This is a genomic window from Sinorhizobium medicae (assembly GCF_007827695.1).
Lineage (GTDB): Bacteria > Pseudomonadota > Alphaproteobacteria > Rhizobiales > Rhizobiaceae > Sinorhizobium > Sinorhizobium medicae.
Genome location: NZ_VITA01000003.1, coordinates 247,532 through 266,674, shown reverse-complemented (window position 1 = coordinate 266,674; position 19,143 = coordinate 247,532). Strand labels below are relative to the sequence as shown.

The following is a 19,143-nucleotide window of genomic DNA, read 5'->3' as shown; positions in this document are numbered from 1 at the left end:
CTGATATAGGATTACGGATGAAGCTGCAGCCGACAGGGCTTCGGGAGTTGGCGGTGACACTTCTCGAACGACGAAACGCACCAACCGAAAGTGCCCGCCTACAGGCCGATCTTCTAATCGAAGCGGAACTGCGTGGATTGCCGTCACATGGCCTGCAGCGGCTGCCGCTCATTCTGTCGCGACTGGACAAAGGCCTGGCGGATGCGCGAGCGCGCGGGTCGGGAATATGGCGGCGTCAGGCTTTTCTCAGCATGGACGGCGAACGCGGGTTGGGACCGGTCGTCGTCCTGAACGCGATGCGAATCATGCGAAGCATACTGGGCGAGACGGGCATCGCCGTGGCCGCGATCCGCAACGCCAACCACATCGGCATGCTTGCCTATTATGCGGAGGCCGCCGCAAGGGACGGCTTGATCGGCATAGTCATGTCGACCAGCGAGGCACTCGTCCATCCGTTCGGTGGCACTGAGGCTATGCTGGGCACAAATCCCCTCGCCATCGGAATCCCCTCCGGCGACCGCCCTTTCGTGCTGGATCTGGCGACCAGCGTGGTTTCCATGGGCAAGATCAACAATCATGCCATGCGCGACATGCCAATCCCGGAGGGCTGGGCCGTCGATGGCGAAGGCCGCCCGACGACGGACCCGCACGCCGCCAAGGCCGGTGCAATCGCGCCGTTCGGCGGCGCGAAAGGTTATGGGCTTGGCCTTGCGATCGAGCTTCTCGTCGCGGCACTTGCCGGCTCCGATTTTGCACCGGATGTGCACGGCACGCTGGACGACACCCATCCTGCCAACAAGGGCGATCTCCTCGTCCTGATTGATCCGGCAGGGGCGAGCGGTACCCTCGGGCCGCTTGCGGCCTATCTCGACCGCCTGCGCCTGTCCCGCCCCGTCAATCCCGCAAGTCCGGTCACCGTTCCGGGCGACGGCGCGCGGGCGCGTCGCGCCGCGACGGCAGAAGCGGGAATCGATCTGCCGCAACCGCTTTACGAACATCTTATGGCCCTTGAGGCCGCCTGAACCTATCGGAGGAAATACGCCAATGAACCTATTCGGCACATTGAGGGCGCCGCGCGAACTGCTCTTCGGCGCGGGCCAGCGGCATGCGCTCGGCAGCATCGCGGCCAGGATCGGCCGGCGCGCGCTGATCGTCACGGACACACGTCTTGCTGCGGATGCAGACCTTCTATCACTCGTTCGGCAACTCGATGAAGCGGGCCTCGCAGTCATGGTTGACAGTTCCACCCTGCCGGACGTTCCCGTGGATTCCGCGATGTCCAGCTCCGTGGGCGCCCGGAGCTTTGAGCCGGACCTCGTCATCGGTGTCGGTGGCGGCTCATGCCTCGACATGGCAAAATGCATTGCCCTGCTTCTGACCCATGGCGGTCAGCCGCAGGATTATTATGGCGAGCACACCGTACCGGGGCCGGTCATTCCACTGATCGCCATTCCCACCACCGCCGGAACCGGCTCGGAGGTGACGCCCGTCGCCGTGCTTTCGGATGCCGAGCGCAGCCTGAAGGTCGGCATTTCGAGCCCGCACCTGATCCCGACCGTATCGATCTGCGACCCGGAACTGACCCTTTCCTGCCCGCCCCGCCTGACGGCGATTGCGGGCGCGGACGCGCTGACGCATGCGATCGAGGCATTCACGGCGATCCGGCGCGATCCCGTGCCGGGCATCTCGCAGCAGCGTGTGTTCGTCGGCAAGAACGAATTGTCCGACCATTTCGCTCTCAGCGCCATCGCCCTTCTGTGGCAGGGGCTGGAATCGGCCTGTCGGAACGGCGCCGACCACGCGGCGCGTGAAAAGGTGATGCTCGGCTCAACGCTCGCCGGCCTTGCCTTCGGCGTCGCCGGCACCGCCGCCGCGCACGCCATCCAATATCCCGTGGGCGCCCTCACCCATACCGCCCACGGCCTCGGCGTCGCCTGCCTCATGCCCTATGTCATGACCTGGAACGCCCCCCTCATGAGAGACGAACTGGGGAGGATTGCTCAGGCGGCGGGGCTGGATGGACCGGACGAGGTGATACCGGCTCTTGTTTCCCTCTTCGCTCGGATCGGGATACCCGGCACGCTCCGGGACCTCGGCCTTGAAGAGGAGCGAATCGACTGGGTGGCGGAGCAAAGCTCCGGCATCACGCGCCTCATTCAGAACAATCCCCGCCCCTTGAACCCGAAAGAAATGCGCAATCTCGTCGCCGCCGCCTATCGCGGCGACCGGTCCTGCCTGAATTGAACTTGAAAAGGACAGCCGACATGACGTTCCAAACCAGGATTTCCGGCTATGCCGACCCGGCCCTTCATGCCGAGGGCCTTTATATCGGCGGCAAGTGGCAGAAGGGCAGCGGCATAGCAGTTACAGATCCCTCGACTGGCAACAGGCTGACCGAAGTCGCTGACGCCTCGGTCGAGGACGCGATCCGCGCCGTCGCCGCCGCAGAGACTGCGGCGGCGGGGTGGCGCGACACCCCGGCCCGTCAGCGTTCAGAAATCCTGCGGCGCTGGTTCCAGCTCATGACCCAGCATGCCGAAGACCTCGCGACCCTCATCGCGCTCGAAAACGGCAAGGCCTTGTCCGACGCCCGCGGAGAAGTGACCTATGCGGCTGAGTTCTTCCGCTGGTACGCGGAAGAGGCGACGCGCATTCCCGGTGAATACAGACACACGCCTTCCGGCTCGCACCATATCCTCGTCGACCATGAGCCGATCGGTATCGCCGTCCTGATTACGCCCTGGAATTTCCCGGCTGCCATGGCGACGCGCAAGATCGGCCCGGCGCTCGCTGCCGGCTGCACCGTCATTCTGAAGCCGGCGTCCGAAACACCGCTCACCGCCTATGCCATGGCGCGACTCGGGGAAGAGGCTGGGGTGCCGGCAGGCGTCGTAAACGTGCTGACCACGAGCAGGCCGGCCGAGGTAACGAATGCCATGCTCGCCGATCCGCGCGTACGCAAGCTCTCCTTCACCGGCTCGACCGGAGTCGGCCGCACGCTCCTTGCCGAAGCCGCCAAATCGGTCGTCAGCTGCTCGATGGAACTCGGCGGCAATGCGCCCTTCGTTGTCTTCGACGACGCCGATCTGGAAGCCGCGATCGACGGCGCCATGGTCGCAAAGATGCGCAATGCCGGTGAGGCCTGCACCGCCGCCAACCGCTTCTACGTCCAGTCTGGCATCCACGACGCCTTCGTCGCATGTCTGACGGCCCGAATGGCCGCGCTCAAGATCGGCCCGGGGTATGAGCCGTCCACGCAATGCGGGCCGATGATCACGCAGAACGCGGTGCGCAAGATCGACAGACTCGTCTCGGATGCGGTTGCCGGAGGCGCCCGTGCGACGACCGGGGGCAAACCGCTTTCTGAAAATGGCTACTTCTATCCGCCGACCGTTCTCGAAAACGTGCCGGTCGATGCCGCGATCGCGCGGGAAGAGATCTTCGGCCCTGTGGCGCCTATCTACAAATTCGATAGCGAGGAGGAGGTCATCCGCCTTGCGAACGACACCGAGTACGGGCTCGCCGCCTATATTTACAGTGGAGACCTGAAACGCGCCATGAAGGTGGGCAAGCGCCTGGAAGCGGGCATGCTCGGCATCAACCGGGGCCTGATGTCTGATCCCGCCGCCCCGTTTGGTGGCGTCAAGCAGAGCGGCCTCGGGCGCGAAGGCGGGGTAACAGGCATTCTGGAATTCATGGAGGCGAAGTATTACGCAGTGGACTACTGATCCTGGAGAATGAGAAGATGACGTCACAAGACCTCTATCGAATTCGCGACTTCGTGCCAGACTTCGACGCCATTGCCGCTGAGTTTGCGGAGCGTAGCCGTGCGCTGTCAGCCGAAACGAATGTGCTGGCCGACCTGCGGTACGGATCCCGCACCCGGGAAGTCTTGGACGTCATTTTGCCGGAACACCCGAAAGCCGGAGCGCCGCTCCATGTTTTTGTGCACGGCGGCTATTGGCGGTCTGGCGAAAAGGAGAACTACCGCTTCGTGGCCAAGCCGGTCCTGGCCGCCGGCGGCGTTGCTGCCTTTATCGAATACGACCTCATGCCTGGCACGCGGCTCAATGTGCTGGTCGATCAGGTGCGGCGATCCGTTCTCTGGCTTCAGCATCACGCCGGGGATTTTGACGCAGATTGCCGGCGACTGACGGTGAGCGGCCATTCTGCAGGCGCGCATCTCGCCTCCTATCTCGCGGCGACGGGATCGTCAGAAACCAGGGAGCCCTCGTTGCCCAGCATACAGGGCGTCCTATTTCTGAGCGGCATCTATGACCTTTCCGGGATCCCGAACAGTTTCCTGCGGGACGAAGCGCAGATGACGGCGGCGGAGGCAAACGCTTGGTCGCCGCTCACCTCCAGCCAACATCCTTGCCCCCGCCGCATCGTCGCCTATGGCGGAGACGAGACGACGCCGTTTCATGATCAGGCGATGCAGTTTCAAGCCGTTTTGGCTTCGAAGAACGAGAAGGCGGAGCTTCTTGCGGCGCCTGGATTTAATCACATGAGCGTGGTCCTGGACCTTGCCGATCCGGACGGCTTGATTGGCAGGACACTTCACGATCTCGTTGCCGAAAAGGTTCCCAATGTTTGACGAGCGTCAAGGTCGACCCTTGTCCTGGCTCCGCGTTCTTGGAAACGCTCCGCGATCGCCTGCAAGGCTCCCGAGCATATCGGGCGCGGCATCTTCCATGCCGCAAGACGGAGATCAAGCCTGCCTCGAGCGCGCTTTGTCAGCCGCAGCGAAGTGGGCAACCTGATCGGCCTGTGCCTTCTTGAACGAGGGGCGATCCGTAATCCGGGTCACATAGGATTCCGTCGCCGGTCGCGCTCCGAAAGAGCGGACTTTCGCGACCTGGAGGACATCGGCCATCAGCAGGTCTGCAACGGTGAAGCGGTCGGCCGCCAGCCATTCCCGCTCTTTCAGCACGTTCTCCATGTGACCGAGGCGGCTTTCCAGCCAGCCGGTGAGATGATTGTCCTTTGCACCGGTCACTTCCAGAAACCACCAGGGGACTGTGACCATCTCGAGCGAGTTGAGCGCGGCGATCGTCCATTGCAGCGTTTGAGCCTCTCCGACCGGATCGCGCGGCATGAGTTTTTCGCTCTTCCGGGCGAGATGCAGGAGCCCCGCGCCGCTCTCGAATAGCTCAAGCTCGCCATCGCTCAGGAACGGGACCTGACCGAAGGGCTGACGCGCCAGATGTTCGATCCCCCGCCCGCTGAAAGGTACCGTTCGAACCGAATAACCAAGCCCAGCTTCCTCGCAGGCCCATCTCAGTCGTATATCGCGCACGAAACCACGGGGTCCTTCGGGCACCCAATCATATGTCCAAACTATCAGTTCGCTCATACTACATCGCCCATCCAAATCATGTCGACCCGATCAGACACTATGATGGCATCGCGCTGTGCGGTTTTCAGGGCTCGTCGACCTGCTCGAGTTCGAAGAAGTAAATCCGGCCGTCGCCCTTGATCGTCATCGCTCCCATGATGCTGCGATTATCGATCCGGCGGAAATGGTCGACGATCGGTTGATCATCATAGACCATGGCCGCACTCTCGACACCGCCAAACACCATGGTCGTTAGGGAAGCGACGGGGCCTTTCGCCCGAAGACGGCGTTGAAGATAGGAAAACAGGTTTCGCGCTGCACGCGTCCTGCCGACATTGTGGAAACGAAGCGCCAGGCCAAGCGGTATCCTTGCCGGATCGATGGCAACCAGCCGGCGGTCGCCGGACCAAAACAGCAACGCATCGGCGCGCATGTCCGGCGTGAACCGCTTCCCGAACCAGCCGAAATTTTCCAGAACCCCATCGAACGGGTGCCCTGCCGGAATGCCGCGCCCCTTCCATAGCCCGACGAGTTCGCGCGGATGGACCGGCGACCGGCGACGAAATGCCTCAAGGACTGAATGCTGTTCTCTCATCGGATGATTGTCCTTATGCTTGAGCTCTTTCTTGCCGAACCGAGGCGGAGGATGCATGTGCAATGATTATCGGCTGATGGTGGATGTCGCCTCGATCATCGAGGAGTTCGCCGAGCTTAAGATCAAGATCCGTTTCGGCGAAGGCACGCCGAACCTCGAAGCTCGTGAGGACATCAAGATCACCGACGTCGGCCCCATCGTCAGAACGCTCGCCGGCGCGCGCGATGAGGCTGAACTTGTGCAGCGGCGATGGAGCTGGCCGGGACCGAACAAGCGGCCGGTCTATAATTTCCGGTCGGAAGGACGGGCGTTCGACGCCAACCGCTGCCTGATCATCGCCGATGGCTTCTATGAGTTCACGCAACCTAAGGACCCGAAGAAAAAGCGCAAGGACAAGTGGCTCTTCACCAAGAAGGGAGAACGCATCTTCTGCATCGCCGGTATCTGGCGCGAGACTCCGGATGTCGGCCAGGCTTTCACGATGCTCACCATGGAGCCGGGGCCCGACATCGCACCATATCACGACCGGCAGATCGTCATCCTGGACCGCAGCCTGTGGGCGAGCTGGCTCGACCCGGCCATTTCTGCGACGTCACTGATCAGGCCCCTCTCAGCGGGAACTCTTGCAGTCGAACAAGTAGGCTGAGCCGAACGAGGCAGCAAGGTCGACGTTCACCTTGCCATTGCTACACGCGATTCCGACCGAATTCCTATGCCTCACCATCGCCGTTGGCGCCGCCACCCTGCGACAGAACCTGCACGAGTCGGTCGCAATCTGCGTTTTGGCCCGCGAGCAGGCTTGCCGGGTCAACCAGTCCTACGCTGATCCCGACGGCATTCGCAGCCGCCCATCCCCAATCTTCCTGGGCGCGTTGGAGAAGCCTTGGGGCCTCGGCAGCGATACAGGCGCGTCCTGCCTGGACAATCTCGGTTGATGGCACGCCTTGGAGGCGCTCGGATATTTCCGCCTGCAGCGGACCGACGACAAGGATGGCAAACAGATAGCTGATGAATTCCGACACTGCGTTCTCCCGGCTGGTTGGGGGAGATATGGGGATCGCCGCAGTGCAAAACCATAGGGCGGTGCATCGAAGTCGCGTGCTGTGGCGGAACAAGATCGCGCGGCAGACATTGTTTCCCCACTTGATCACAGCCGCCGAGTCTGGTGGCCAAGCCACATTGAGAACGGGAAGCGACGTGACGCCAGCTGTAGTAATCGTCGGTCCGACACCGCGCGAGTTCTGGATCGGTTTTGGCCGCGCCTTCGCCGGCGCATTGATCTTCGCAGTGCCTGTACTGATGACGATGGAAGCCTGGGCTCTGGGCTTCCATCTTCACCCCTTGCGGCTTGCGCTCTTGCTGGTAGCCACCGTTCCAACACTGGTGCTGCTGCACAAATATGGTGGCTTTCGCCGGACGGTGGGGCTGCGTGACCGGATCGCGGACGCATTCGTGGCGCTTTTCGTCGCAGCTATTGCCGCGTCAGCGATTCTCTTTATCTTCGGGATCGTGGATGCAGATATGCCGTTGCGGGAGATCGTCGGGAAGGTTGCCGTGCAGATCGTTCCCGGCAGCTTGGGAGCGTCGCTGGCGCGGGCCCAATTGGGTCCGGGTCCGTTGGAGGAGGATGCCGTTCCGGAGCCCGACTATGCGGGAGAATTGTTCCTGATGGTGGTCGGCGCGCTGTTTCTTTCAGTGAACATCGCACCGACCGAAGAGGTTGTCCTCATCGCCTACAAGATGGACCCCTGGCACGAAATCGCTCTGGTGGTGGGCACGCTTGGCCTTATGCACGTCTTCGTCTACGAACTCGAATTCCGCGGCACGCACAATCCGGAACCGGGCGCCGGGTTTATCAGCATCTTCTTCCGTTATACGATCGTCGGCTACTGCCTGGTGATGCTCGTGAACTTCTACATCCTTTGGACTTTCGGCAGAACGGACGGTGTCGGTTTTTCGGAGACGCTCAGCGCTGTCGTGGTCCTATCCTTCCCGGGCGCGCTGGGCGCGGCGGTAGCGAGGCTCATCCTGTGAACAAGGGCTCCACAAAAGCCAAGATGCAAGAGAACTCCCGCTCCAAAGGCGAGGAAACCATGCGAAAGCCGGGGACCTCCGTGACGGAGTGGATCGTGGCGGGAGTAAGCTGTATCGCGCTGCTCGCAGTACTCGGCTACCTCATCCTCGACGGCTTGAGCGGAAACAACGGGGCCGCCGACATCATCGTGCGGCCGGCCGAGGTCACGGCCATGAACGATGGTTACGTGGTCGAGTTCGCCGCCGACAATCGGGCAGGAAAATCGGTTGCTTCGGTCGAGATCAAGGGTGAACTGCACGATGGCCAGGAGATGATCGAGGAGAGCAGTGTCACGATCGACTATATTCCGCAAAAATCGGGCCGGAAAGGCGCGCTGATCTTTCGAAATGATCCGGAGGACTATGACCTGCGGATTTTTGCAAGTGGATACAGTGAGCCCTGACCGGAGCTGATTGACCCCAGCCTCGTCGATAACGAGCCGGACACCGATGACCGCAATCGACCCGAAGGCGTTCAGGTCACGAAGGGCATGATATCTACTCCATCTCCCGGAAAGACTGTAATATGCGGGTGGTCCTGGAACAGCTGCGCCGCTGCCTCGATGCTTTGCGCCTCGACGACAATGTAGCCGCAGAACGGGTTCACGGCATCGGCGACACCGTCCTTGGTTACGCGCTTCGTCTTGCCCACCATGCCACCACGATCGAGGATGGATGCGGCGTTTCTGCTCTCCCACGCTGCCCACTGCTCAAGGCCGACGTCATCGATCGCGTCCTGCTCGGCCTTGGGCCGGCTGCGGAACGAGGCGAGGTCTTCGGGCTTCATGGTGTACACGGCTAGAAAACGGGGCATTGGCGCTCTCTTCGTGGTGGTAGATGGGTGCCAGCTTACACGCTGTGCGGCCGAAGTCACCCGCATCGTCGCCACCAATTGTGAGTGAGAAGTCAGGCAACTTTCGGCCCTTTGCGCCACAAATGTCAGACGCTTTCGGTTGCGGTAGTCCGGTCGAGCTGAGACATACTGATCAAGATGCCGAAGCCACTTTCGCTCGATGCCTGCTTCCTGAGGCTTTCAAGCCGTCGCGGCAAAGGCGAAGCCGCACCGACCTTCCTCACCGTCTCAAGTGCGATCATTATCCTATTGAGGTCCGCCCTCAAGACGCTGCTTAAGCAGCCAATCCCATAATTCAGCATCATTCAAAGTGGCCCACTCGACGCTCGAATGATCGACACCTTCCAGCACGGTCAGGCGAGCGTTGCGGCCCAGGGCCTTGAGACGTTCATAAAGCACAACCGAGTCCGACAACGGGATCACACCATCGTTTGAGCCATGAAAGACCCAGAACGCAGCTTTCTCGTTCGTTCTATTGAGGTAATGCCGATTGCCACCCCCGGCGATCGGGACGATAGCGGCGAACTTATCTGGGAACTGTTCAGCCAGGGCCCAGGCACCGAAGCCGCCTCGGCTAAAACCGACCACATAGATTCGTAAACGGTCAACGCGGTATTTTGAAACGACTTCCTCAAGCGCAGCGTCCACTTTCTCGATTGGATAAAGCAGTTCTTCGCTCGGATTTTGGGGAGAAAAGACGAGAAACGGATACTGCTTTCCTTCTTCGATCAGTTTTGGGATCCCGCTCGATTTAACCTTTTCGATATCGCTTCCGCCCTGATCCCCTCCATGTAGCCATACAACGAGAGGATAGGACTCCGTTGACGTGTCGTAGCCATCCGGCGTGTACAAGAGATATTTGAGGTCATTTTTAACGCTCACAGTCGAAGTGAGTGCTACCTGTTCGGCACTTGCGGCCCCAGGGTTGAACAACCCAAACACAGCTATCGCAGCCAAGGGCAAAATCCTACGCAACATTACACCACCTCCTCTTAAACGTTCCGAGGATAGGGTGGCACATGGCCTGATTGTAGACAATGCGTCCGGCCGTTCACAATCGCCGCGCCCTGAGAAAGTATTTCGAGCAACATGGCAAGCCCGTGTCCTCCAGACCTTCTCAATCACAGGTGCATTTGCGTTCGGCTGCCTGCTCCTTGTTTCTGGAAGATGGCCGCCGTTACGCCGTGCCGTTGGCGATCTCCTGCGCTTCGGCTTTGATCGGCCTGTATTTGAACGTGGCGCAGATCACGCCGTGATCGCTGGTGCCCGCTTCCTTGTGGTCATCGGAATTGAGATGGTCATTGTTGACCGTCATGCCATCGAACATCCACACCCGTCGTCGTGAGTTGTCGTAGAATTCCTCGCTGACCAGAATGTGGTCGAGCGACTCCATGATGTCCTGATGGACATGTGTGTAGTAGACATCTCGCGTGCTGCGGTATTCCTGCAGGGTCTGAGCGGTGTAGAGGCTGACATCGCCGCCGCCAAGAGAATCGCCGACCAGATAGCGCGGCTGCTCGGTCAGGATGTTGGCGGTGTTGCTGTGCTGGCCATCATTGATGTCGCCAAGTACTATGACCGGAGTGCGGGTCCCTTTCATCTGCTCGGTCAGAATGAACCGTAACGCCGCGGCCTCGGCCGTTCGCCGGATCGTCGAGATCGCCGCACCGATGCTGGTCGCGTGCTTTTTGTAGAGCGCCCCATCGGCCTCGAACCAGTCTTCCTGAAAGACCTTGGTTGGTCCTTTCGATTTGAAATGGCAGACATAGACGTGGATGGGTTCGTGATCCTCGCGCGGCCGTACCGAAAAATGCAGCACCGGGCGCGAGAAGCTCGGGATGGAAACGGTGATCGCCGGCGTCTGAGGATCGTCGCCGGAACTCTTCAGGGTAAACTTTTCCGGAAAGCGTTTAATCCATTGGGGCTCGCTGATCATCAGCCCCTTGCGCACGATGGCGGCGCAGACGATCCGTTTGCCGTCGGCATTCTCCGGGACGATCAGATCGTAGTCGCCGGCTATCCCGGATTGGGTGAGCGCGCGTTCGATGGACGCCGAGTGCCACAACTCCTGAAATCCGAAGATGTCGGGCTGCAACAGGCGGATCGTGCGGCTGGTCCACTCGATCTTGCGATCATATTCCTCCTGCGACCAGCCGGTCTTGTCGGTGTAGATGGACAATCCCGGCTCGTTGAGATTGTAGAGATTGAACGTGCCGATGCTCAAACGCTTGAGTTTCATAAGCCCCCTCCATTGCGGTGTGTTGTTCAAGCTCCTGCCGGTCAACTGTATCAGAGCTTGGGGGACGGCTGAATGACGATCCGGAATGCTGTGGAGGTCGAGAATCGATACGGCCGGGCCCCAGACGCAAGAAGCAGACGCTTGTCGGAGCCCCGATCAGGCGATGCAGATCAAACAACTGAGCACCGCTTAGCCCAACCTGCCGCGATCCCCTGTTTGCAGTAAAACCGAAAGTATTCGCTTCACTTTAATCCGCACATCCTCGAATCTGGGTGTCAGGTGAGTCTTGTGATTCGCAATTGAGGTGGAGGGAATTCCTCATGCGCACTAGCCAAGCAACGAGGCGTTTGGTTGCGGGACTGGCGACCGCGTCTGTCGTATCGGCCCCGAATTACGCTGTGGCCGACGAAGGCGGCATCAGCGTGTATCTGCCGGGTTTCTACGGTAGTTTTGCCGCAGCGCCGACAGAGCCAGGCTGGGCGATGAGCGCCGTCTACTATCACACGTCAGTCGACGCTGGCGCAAACCAGGCATTCCCGCGTGGAGGGCGCGGAGAAGTCGACCTCGGTATCGAGGGACGAAGCGATGCGGTTTTCTTTGTACCCACATATACATTCGCGGAACCGATACTGGGCGACGCGCAGGCGTCGCTCGGCCTGCTCGTTCCGATCGTCCATAGCTGGGCACAGGTCGATGCCACTTTGACGGGTCCGCTTGGCAACACGATTTCCGGCCAGCGTAGCGACTCTCTGACTGCATTCGGTGACGTCGCCCCTTTCGTGAGCCTGAAATGGAATGACGGCGTGAACAATTACATGGCGTATACGACGGTGAGCATCCCCGTCGGTTCTTATGACGCCGATCGCATCGCCAATACCGGCTTCGGACACGCGGCAATCGACAGCGGCTTGGGCTACACATACCTGAATCCGTCGACGGGCCGGGAATTCACGATAGTGGGCGGCGTGACCTATAACTTCGAAAACCCCCATACGGACTACAAGAACGGGGTCGACGGCCACATCGATTGGGCAGCCTCGCAGTTCTTCAACGAGCATCTGCATGCCGGGTTGGTCGGCTACGCCTTCCAGCAACTCACGGGCGACAGCGGCGAGGGTGCCGTGCTGGGTGATTTCAGATCACGCGTCTTCGCCGTGGGCCCTCAGATCGGCTACAAGTTCGACGTCAGCGACGCGACCTCCGGATATATCAACCTCAAGGGTTTTTATGAGTTTGGGGCGAAGAACCGTCCTGAAGGTTGGAACGTGTGGTTGACCCTGAACTTCTCGCCGGCAGCGGCGAAGCACCCGAACTAGAAATTGGGCGTGTCGACGACAATCGACACGCCCCGTGAACTATTTGCTCCCCCCAGCCTTTTCGGCACTGCGCCTTTCAACGTCTGCTTCGATCTGGTCGATCGTGAAGCTTGCTGGTGTCTGGCTCGGCGGATAATCGACGAAAGTTTCGAGGAACTGGGCGGCATGGAACGTCATCCAGCCCATCATGTACGCGTTTTTGATCCGCCAGTCGTCGTACTGGTCGGAAACGGTGTCTGCCCGCTCCATCGGGTCCATGCGCAGGTTGAACAGTTTCGGAATGCGCAGGCAATCAAACTCTTCATACCAGACTCTGAAGCCACCTGGTGCCTTCATTTCGCAAAAGACAGCTTTCCAGTCTTTGTACCGGAACGCCACCAGCTTGCCATCATCATTGAAGTAGGCAAATTCCTGACGAGCCCCTTGTTCGGTTTCGCCGGTGAGGTAAGGCAACTGGTTGTAGCCGTCGAGGTGAACCTTGAACTGCTTTCCGGCAACGTCGGTGCCTTTGAGAAGCTTCTCCTTGATGTCGCCCTCGCCTGCGGCAGCAAGCAGGGTCGGAAACCAGTCGAGGCCGGAAAACATTTCGTTGCTGACCGCACCAGGCTTGATCTTGCCCGGCCACCGGATCATCGCGGGAACGCGGAAGGCTCCCTCCCAGTTGGTGTCTTTCTCACTGCGGAATGGCGTGGTCGCGGCGTCGGGCCATGAAAACTGGTTGGGACCGTTGTCGGTCGTATAGATGACGATCGTGTTGTCGGCGATCTTCATGTCATCCAGCGCCTTGAGAAGCTTGCCGACATGTCCGTCATGCTCGATCATACCGTCTGCATATTCGTTGCCGGGCATCCCGCTCTGTCCAAGCATCGATGGACGGACGTGGGTAAACACGTGCATTCGCGTCGTGTTCATCCAGGTGAAGAACGGTTTCTTCTGTTCCACCTGTTTTTTCATGAACTCGATTGCGGCCGAAGTCGTCTCGTCGTCGATCGTTTCCATCCGCTTGGCGTTTAATGCTCCGGTGTCTTCGATCCGCCCGTCGGCGTATGAGTGGATGACACCGCGCGGCGAGTTTGCCTTTACATAAGCCAAATCATCCTTCGGCCAGTAAGGACGTTCGGGCTCCTCCTCGGCGTTCAGGTGGTACAGATTGCCGAAGAATTCGTCGAAGCCATGGGCTGTCGGGAGATATTCGTCACGGTCTCCGAGATGATTTTTCCCGAACTGTCCCGTGGCGTAGCCCAATGGCTTCAGCGCTTGCGCGATGGTGATATCGCGGTCCTGGAGCCCGACGGGCGCGCCCGGAATGCCGACTTTGGACAAGCCGGTGCGCTTTGGAGTCTGCCCGGTGATGAACGAAGACCGCCCTGCCGTGCAGCTGTTCTCCGCATAATAGTCCGTGAATTTCATGCCCTCGTCGGCGATGCGGTCGATGTTGGTCGTTTTGTAGCCCATGAGGCCGAACGAATAGGTGCTGAGATTGAACTGCCCGACATCGTCGCCAAAGATGACAAGAATATTGGGCTTCCCGGGGGCATCCTGCGCGGATGCAGGTGAACTTGTCGTGACAACAGAAGAGACGAGTATGGTGCCCGCCAGCGCGAAGGCCTTCCACCCCTGGGACCTGGCAATAGCCGCGGCGGTCGCACCCAATCTGCTCTCGGAAATAGGCTTCATTACAATGCTCCTGGTTGAACTGGAGTGGCTGAACGAAGTTATGGAAGAACTGCACTATATATCGGCGGCAGAGGGGTATTGGTTACCACAACCGGAAAGCCGCAATCGTCGGGCGGGAGTTTCGACGCTCGTCCGCCCTGAAACCAGCCGCAGTCTCGGGCGTCGAAATTGCTAGGCAGGAAAATCGGCGAGTGCTGCATGCGAGGCTCCTCTGCATTGTTGAGAAGATGCTGCAAGGCCTGCGTGTCGACAAGTGCCTAAAAGTAAAGGTGATAGTCACCTCGTTGTTGCCATATCTGCGACAGGTTGCCCTCGACCCGATTTCTTCGCAAGGTCCGGCACTTTTGCGTTCCGCTCCGTGCGCCCGTTGTGATGTCGAAATTGCTTGTGTTTAGAATTTCAAAACCAACGAGCCGTCATTGCGAATTATCCGGGCCGCTCAGAATTTAACTGGAGGAGTGGCCTGAGCAAACAACCCGTCGTTTTCTGGTGTTCTGCTGCCCGCGCGTCGGCGGCCATTGGAACGACGCCGAGCACAGAACGGGAACAACCTGCCGAAGTCGCGACTTTCATCGGGACACCATACTGGCTCCACGCAATTCCGCTCTTTGCTGCGTATCATCCTCAATACTGCGCTGGGATAAGCTGTTACCAGCCTTGGCCTCCGAGGCACAATGTCGCGCGGCAACGGGTGCACTCGTTATGCTCAAACCGCGCAGTTAGATCTCCCTAGCTCAAGAGCCGCCGAATGCCAAAGGAGAAACCTGATGCTCACTCAGAAAACCAAGGATATCGTCAAGGCCACTGCCCCGGTGCTCGCCGAGCATGGGTTTGCAATCATTCAGCATTTTTACAAGCGGATGTTTCAGGCCCACCCTGAACTCAGGAACATCTTCAACATGGCGCATCAGGAGCGCGGCGAGCAGCAGCAGGCGCTTGCCCGCGCCGTGTATGCCTATGCCGCCAATATCGAAGATCCCGAAAGCCTTTCCGCGGTGTTGAAGGACATCTCCCATAAGCATGCCAGCCTCGGAGTGCGGCCGGAACAGTATCTGATCGTTGGAGAGCACCTGCTGGCATCGATCAAGGAAGTGCTCGGCAATGCTGCCACCGACGACATCATATCAGCCTGGGCGCAAGCCTATGGCAATCTTGCGGACATTCTGGCCGGGATGGAGAGTGCTCTCTATGAACGTTCGGCGGAGCGGCCGGGTGGCTGGACTGGATGGCGTCAATTCATTGTCCGCGAGAAGCAGCCGGAAAGTGATGTGATCACCTCCTTCGTGCTGGAGCCGGCGGATGGGGGGTCGGTGGCGGATTTTGAGCCGGGTCAGTATATCAGTATTGCCGTGCAGGTGCCCAGGCTCGGGTGTCAGCAGATACGCCAGTACAGTCTCTCGGACTCACCGAACGGGCGCTCCTATCGGATTTCGGTGAAACGCGAAGAGGGCACTTCAGGGACTCCCGGATACGTTTCGTCTCTGCTTCACGACCACGTGGAGGTCGGTGACGAAATCAAACTCGCCGCTCCCTACGGTAATTTTTACATTGACGTCTCGGCAACGTCGCCGATCGTCTTGATCAGCGGCGGCGTAGGGCTCACTCCGATGATCAGCATGCTGCGGAAAGCGCTGCAGACGCCTCCGCGGAAAGTCGCGTTCGTACATGGGGCTCGCAACAGCGCGGTGCACGCAATGCGCGATCGACTCAAGGAGGCTGCAAGGACGTATCCGGATTTCAGTCTTTTTATCTTCTACGACGAGCCTCTGCCCATCGACGTAGAGGGCCAGGATTACGATTATGCGGGGCTGGTCGACCTTGAGAGAATCAAGGACGGCATTCTTCTCGAAGGTGCGGATTATTACATCTGCGGCCCGGTTCCATTCATGCGCATGCAACACGACAAGCTCCTCCAGCTCGGCATCCCCGAAGCACGTATCCATTACGAAGTCTTTGGTCCCGATTTGTTTGCTGAGTGAGCTCCCTCAGTTAGGGCTGCCGCCCACGTCAGCTTGTTGCGGGGGGTCGGCGATCCGGTCGTCGCTGAGTTTGGCGTCGGCTGACTGGCGGGTGGCACAGGGCTAATCTCATCAAGAACGGTATCGTTACGACATTCGCCCGCCATGTGGTGTCCATGCCGGGGCGACGGTCATCCGGATGCAGTGGTCGGCATAGACGCCCCCATAGCCGGCCGGGATAGGGGGCGACAGCAAGCATGTTCCGGAACATTTTCGCGCATGCGTAGTTCGGGAAAGTTGGCCCGCACTTGAGGAGCCAAGACTGACCCCGGGCGGGCTTCAAGGAGGAAGCCATGATCCGTGCAATTCCCTCAATTTTCGTTCCCCGTCGTCGCGTTCTGCAGCTTGGCCTCGGCGCGACGTTCGCTTCAACGGCAAGCTTCCCCTCGATCTCGCAGGCCGACGAGCCAAGTGACGTCGAAGACGAGGACGTATTCCAATTTGCGCTCAATCTCGAATACATGGAAGCCGAGTATTACCTGCGTGGCACGACCGGAAAAGGAATCGATGATTCTGATGCGGGTTCTGACGCCGGTTCGGTGACCGGCGGCAAGCAAGTTTCCTTCGATACGCCGGCGATCCGCGAGTTCATGCGGGAGGTTGCGGAAAACGAACTTGCGCACGTCCGGTTCTATCGCAAGACGCTCGCAGATCAGGCTGTACCGAGACCGGCCATTGATTTCGACGGCGGCTTTGCTGCGGTCGCGAAAGCGGCGGGGCTCGGCGAGGACTTTGATCCGTTTGGTAACGAGACGAACTTCGTGCTCGGCGGTATGCTATTCGAAGATGTTGGCGTTACCGCGTATGCCGGAGCAGCGACCGTCCTCAAGAACAAGGACTTTCTCGCCGCGGCCGCGGGCATTCTGGCGGTTGAGGCTTATCACATGGGAATGGCCCGATCGACCCTGTATCGAAAGGGCGAAGAAGCCTGGAAGGCCGCACAGGCGGTATCCGACGCCCGGGACAAGATCGATGGCGCGGACGACAAGGATCAAGGCATTCAGGAGGATGGCAACGCCAACATTGTTCCCTCGACGCCGGACGCGATTGCGTTCAGCCGGACTCCGCAAGAGGTCCTACGCATTGTGTATCTCTCGGACAAGGAAGGCACGAGTAAGGGTGGCTTTTACCCGAATGGCATGAACGGCAAGATAAAAAGTACCTGAATCAGCGAGCGGAGACGCGCATGCCGACCCTTCCCTATGCGATTCTCGAAGCCCCCTCTACACTGGGCCTCGCGACCGACGGTGTGGAGCACTTGCCTGACCAGCTCCTGGGCCTCGGTCTTGCGGAGCGCATCCATGCGCGCCGCGCCGATCGGCTGGCGGTGCTTTCAAAGGAGCCGACGCCTGATGCCGAGACTGGCATCCTGAATGCCAGGGCAATTGCGGCGTGGTCTCCCAAGCTCGCCGACGCGGTGGAAGCGGTGCTTGACGCGCGCGAATTTCCGGTAGTGCTCGGCGGGGATTGCACGATCGTGCTGGGCTCGATGCTCGCGTTTCGACGGCGCGGCCGTTACGGCCTGTTCTTCATCGACGGCAACGCCGATTTCTTCCAGCCCGAGGCGGAACCCAATGGTGAGGGCGCCTCGATGGACCTTGCCCTGGTCACTGGCTACGGCCCGTCGCACCTGACCGACATTGAAGGTCGCGGTCCTCTGGTCCGTCCCGAAGACGCTGTGGCGTTCGCGTATCGCGACCATAAGGATCAGGAGGAGTACGGAAGCCAGCCGCTCCCTAAAGAGCTCAAGGCGATCGACCTTCCCGCCGTGCGCGCGATGGGCATCGAGGCCGCCGCGCGCAAAGCGGTCGACCACCTGACCCGAGAGGCATTGGACGGCTTCTTCATCCATCTCGACGCGGATTGCCTCGACGACGTTGTCATGCCGGCTGTCGATTTCCGCGTTCCGGGCGGTTTGTCGTGGGACGAGCTAGGGGTCGCACTTCGGGTTGCCTTGGCGAGCGGCAAGGCGGTTGGCATCGAGATCACCATTTACAATCCACGTCTTGATGCGGACGGCAGCGCCGGGCGCGGCCTGGCCGATGTACTAGCGGCAGCGCTCGGAACTGCAGCGCCCCTGGTCGATCGCCGAAGGGCGGATATCCGATAAACGTGCCCTAGAGCAGACTTTTCCCTTCCGGCTCCAATTGAGCACTAGCCCGGCGGAGGTCGGCAGGCACGGTTGTGGCGTTCCCAAGTGGGGCGGCCGCGGCCTGTCAGGTCTATAACTCGGCGGCCTCGGCTGATGATGGTGACCGACGATCGGCAGGATGCGTCGACCCACATAGAACGGCGCGGTTCTAACCAACTCGGCGACCGGCAAAGCTCACATTGCAACAGCTATAGCCGCTGAGGGCTCAACGCGACCGCCGCAGCATCGGGACGAGCGTCGGCGACGAACCGACCTGAATCGCGCCGAGTGGTTCGAAGCCGTAGCGTCGATAGAACGGAATGTTGCGCGGATTTGAGGATTCCAAATAGGCTGGCGCGTGATCGCGATCGCACCGTGCGAGTGCGTACGTCATCAAGGCGTCGCCGTGACCTTCGCCTTGATGCGCCGGGTCGACGCCGATCAGGGGCAGGTACCAATGAGGTTCGGTCGGGTGGTACGTGGCCATCTGCTCGAATATGGCCGTGGTTTCGGGGGCAAGAGAGCGCGAAACCGTGCTCTCGAGCACCGCACCAAGCCCTTCCTCGTCCGAATGCACCCCAGGCGACAGCCACAGCGCCGTCCCGGCGTAGCCGTCGGTGCAGAAGGCGCCCCCGTTGGAGAATGCGCTGCTCCCGAACGCCCGGATCATTCGCGGCATGGCCGCAAGGTACTGGTGTGCATGCGGCCAGGTCCATCGCGCCATAGGATCCGCTGCAAATGCCAGCAAGACCGTTTCGATCGCCAGATCTTCCTCGGTCCCGGCCATAACTCTCACTGTTGGGGATTTCACGCTGGCCTCCTGACATGGGTTGTCCGACGAGGCGCCCGCCCCGTTCCCAGCTGCGCATCCTAACCCCTATGGCGAGGGAGCGGTACCGGTAG

At 60.2% G+C, this 19,143-nt stretch carries 19 protein-coding genes; 11 read left to right on the top strand and 8 right to left on the bottom strand.

Going from position 1 to position 19,143, the window contains the following annotated elements:
* The first annotated feature begins 17 nt into the window (after positions 1-17).
* The 4 genes from FB009_RS06805 to FB009_RS06790 are packed head-to-tail and all read left to right on the top strand — an operon-like array spanning position 18 to position 4,597.
* Positions 18-1,022, top strand: coding sequence for an Ldh family oxidoreductase (locus FB009_RS06805; protein ID WP_018210337.1), 1,005 nt, complete (start codon positions 18-20; stop codon positions 1,020-1,022).
* Between the two features lie 22 nt (positions 1,023-1,044).
* The gene (locus FB009_RS06800) at positions 1,045-2,244 is read left to right on the top strand and encodes an iron-containing alcohol dehydrogenase (RefSeq protein WP_018210336.1); all 1,200 of its coding nucleotides are present in this window, start codon (positions 1,045-1,047) and stop codon (positions 2,242-2,244) included.
* A gap of 20 nt (positions 2,245-2,264) precedes the next feature.
* Positions 2,265-3,728 (top strand): NAD-dependent succinate-semialdehyde dehydrogenase, encoded by a 1,464-nt coding sequence (locus FB009_RS06795; protein WP_011970144.1) that lies wholly within the window; start codon positions 2,265-2,267, stop codon positions 3,726-3,728.
* Positions 3,729-3,745: 17 nt separating this feature from the next.
* The gene (locus FB009_RS06790) at positions 3,746-4,597 is read left to right on the top strand and encodes an alpha/beta hydrolase (RefSeq protein WP_018210335.1); all 852 of its coding nucleotides are present in this window, start codon (positions 3,746-3,748) and stop codon (positions 4,595-4,597) included.
* Between the two features lie 114 nt (positions 4,598-4,711).
* On the opposite strand, the gene FB009_RS06785 is transcribed toward FB009_RS06790, so the two are convergent.
* Together FB009_RS06785 and FB009_RS06780 are read right to left on the bottom strand one after the other, a co-directional pair.
* On the bottom strand, positions 4,712-5,356 hold the full coding sequence (locus FB009_RS06785; protein ID WP_024324452.1) for a glutathione S-transferase family protein: 645 nt from the start codon (positions 5,354-5,356) through the stop codon (positions 4,712-4,714).
* Between the two features lie 67 nt (positions 5,357-5,423).
* Positions 5,424-5,933 carry a DUF4334 domain-containing protein gene (locus tag FB009_RS06780; RefSeq protein ID WP_011970141.1) on the bottom strand — a complete coding sequence of 170 codons (510 nt, stop codon included), beginning with the start codon at positions 5,931-5,933 and terminating at the stop codon, positions 5,424-5,426.
* A 55-nt stretch (positions 5,934-5,988) separates the two neighbouring features.
* Between FB009_RS06780 and FB009_RS06775 the strand changes: the two genes are divergently transcribed.
* Complete coding sequence (locus FB009_RS06775; protein ID WP_011970140.1) at positions 5,989-6,579, top strand: SOS response-associated peptidase; 591 nt, start codon at positions 5,989-5,991, stop codon at positions 6,577-6,579.
* A gap of 64 nt (positions 6,580-6,643) precedes the next feature.
* On the opposite strand, the gene FB009_RS06770 is transcribed toward FB009_RS06775, so the two are convergent.
* Positions 6,644-6,955, bottom strand: a complete 312-nt coding sequence (locus tag FB009_RS06770; RefSeq protein WP_018210333.1) for a hypothetical protein — start codon at positions 6,953-6,955, stop codon at positions 6,644-6,646.
* 175 nt (positions 6,956-7,130) lie between these two features.
* On the opposite strand from FB009_RS06770, the gene FB009_RS06765 reads away from it, so the two are divergent.
* The gene (locus FB009_RS06765) at positions 7,131-7,967 is read left to right on the top strand and encodes a TIGR02587 family membrane protein (RefSeq protein ID WP_024324451.1); all 837 of its coding nucleotides are present in this window, start codon (positions 7,131-7,133) and stop codon (positions 7,965-7,967) included.
* Positions 7,964-8,410 carry a TIGR02588 family protein gene (locus FB009_RS06760; RefSeq protein WP_018210331.1) on the top strand — a complete coding sequence of 149 codons (447 nt, stop codon included), beginning with the start codon at positions 7,964-7,966 and terminating at the stop codon, positions 8,408-8,410. Before FB009_RS06765 ends, FB009_RS06760 begins: the two co-directional genes overlap by 4 nt.
* A 71-nt stretch (positions 8,411-8,481) precedes the next feature.
* Here FB009_RS06760 and FB009_RS06755 read toward each other — a convergent pair whose 3' ends face one another.
* The 3 genes from FB009_RS06755 to FB009_RS06740 form a co-directional block, all read right to left on the bottom strand.
* Complete coding sequence (locus FB009_RS06755) at positions 8,482-8,820, bottom strand: hypothetical protein (RefSeq protein WP_024324450.1); 339 nt, start codon at positions 8,818-8,820, stop codon at positions 8,482-8,484.
* 285 nt (positions 8,821-9,105) lie between these two features.
* Entirely contained in the window at positions 9,106-9,837 is a 732-nt protein-coding gene (locus FB009_RS06745; RefSeq protein ID WP_024324449.1) for a carboxylesterase family protein, read from the bottom strand.
* A 199-nt stretch (positions 9,838-10,036) separates the two neighbouring features.
* Positions 10,037-11,098: an endonuclease/exonuclease/phosphatase family protein gene (locus FB009_RS06740; RefSeq protein ID WP_024324448.1), complete on the bottom strand. Its 1,062-nt coding sequence runs from the start codon at positions 11,096-11,098 to the stop codon at positions 10,037-10,039.
* A gap of 320 nt (positions 11,099-11,418) precedes the next feature.
* Here FB009_RS06740 and FB009_RS06735 point away from each other — a divergent pair, with 320 nt between their 5' ends.
* Positions 11,419-12,414, top strand: a complete 996-nt coding sequence (locus tag FB009_RS06735; RefSeq protein ID WP_024324447.1) for a SphA family protein — start codon at positions 11,419-11,421, stop codon at positions 12,412-12,414.
* Between the two features lie 39 nt (positions 12,415-12,453).
* On the opposite strand, the gene FB009_RS06730 is transcribed toward FB009_RS06735, so the two are convergent.
* Positions 12,454-14,091, bottom strand: a complete 1,638-nt coding sequence (locus FB009_RS06730) for an arylsulfatase (RefSeq protein ID WP_201272623.1) — start codon at positions 14,089-14,091, stop codon at positions 12,454-12,456.
* Between the two features lie 767 nt (positions 14,092-14,858).
* On the opposite strand from FB009_RS06730, the gene hmpA reads away from it, so the two are divergent.
* The 3 genes from hmpA to FB009_RS06715 all read left to right on the top strand — a co-directional run bounded on the left by hmpA (position 14,859) and on the right by FB009_RS06715 (position 18,219).
* Positions 14,859-16,070 (top strand): NO-inducible flavohemoprotein, encoded by a 1,212-nt coding sequence (gene hmpA / locus FB009_RS06725; protein WP_018210323.1) that lies wholly within the window; start codon positions 14,859-14,861, stop codon positions 16,068-16,070.
* Between the two features lie 332 nt (positions 16,071-16,402).
* Complete coding sequence (locus FB009_RS06720) at positions 16,403-17,275, top strand: ferritin-like domain-containing protein (RefSeq protein WP_018210322.1); 873 nt, start codon at positions 16,403-16,405, stop codon at positions 17,273-17,275.
* A 20-nt stretch (positions 17,276-17,295) separates the two neighbouring features.
* The gene (locus FB009_RS06715; RefSeq protein WP_101799390.1) at positions 17,296-18,219 is read left to right on the top strand and encodes an arginase family protein; all 924 of its coding nucleotides are present in this window, start codon (positions 17,296-17,298) and stop codon (positions 18,217-18,219) included.
* A gap of 247 nt (positions 18,220-18,466) precedes the next feature.
* Here the strand turns inward: FB009_RS06715 and FB009_RS06710 are convergent, their stop codons facing one another.
* Entirely contained in the window at positions 18,467-19,051 is a 585-nt protein-coding gene (locus FB009_RS06710) for a GNAT family N-acetyltransferase (RefSeq protein ID WP_024324444.1), read from the bottom strand.
* Between the last annotated feature and the right edge of the window lie 92 nt (positions 19,052-19,143).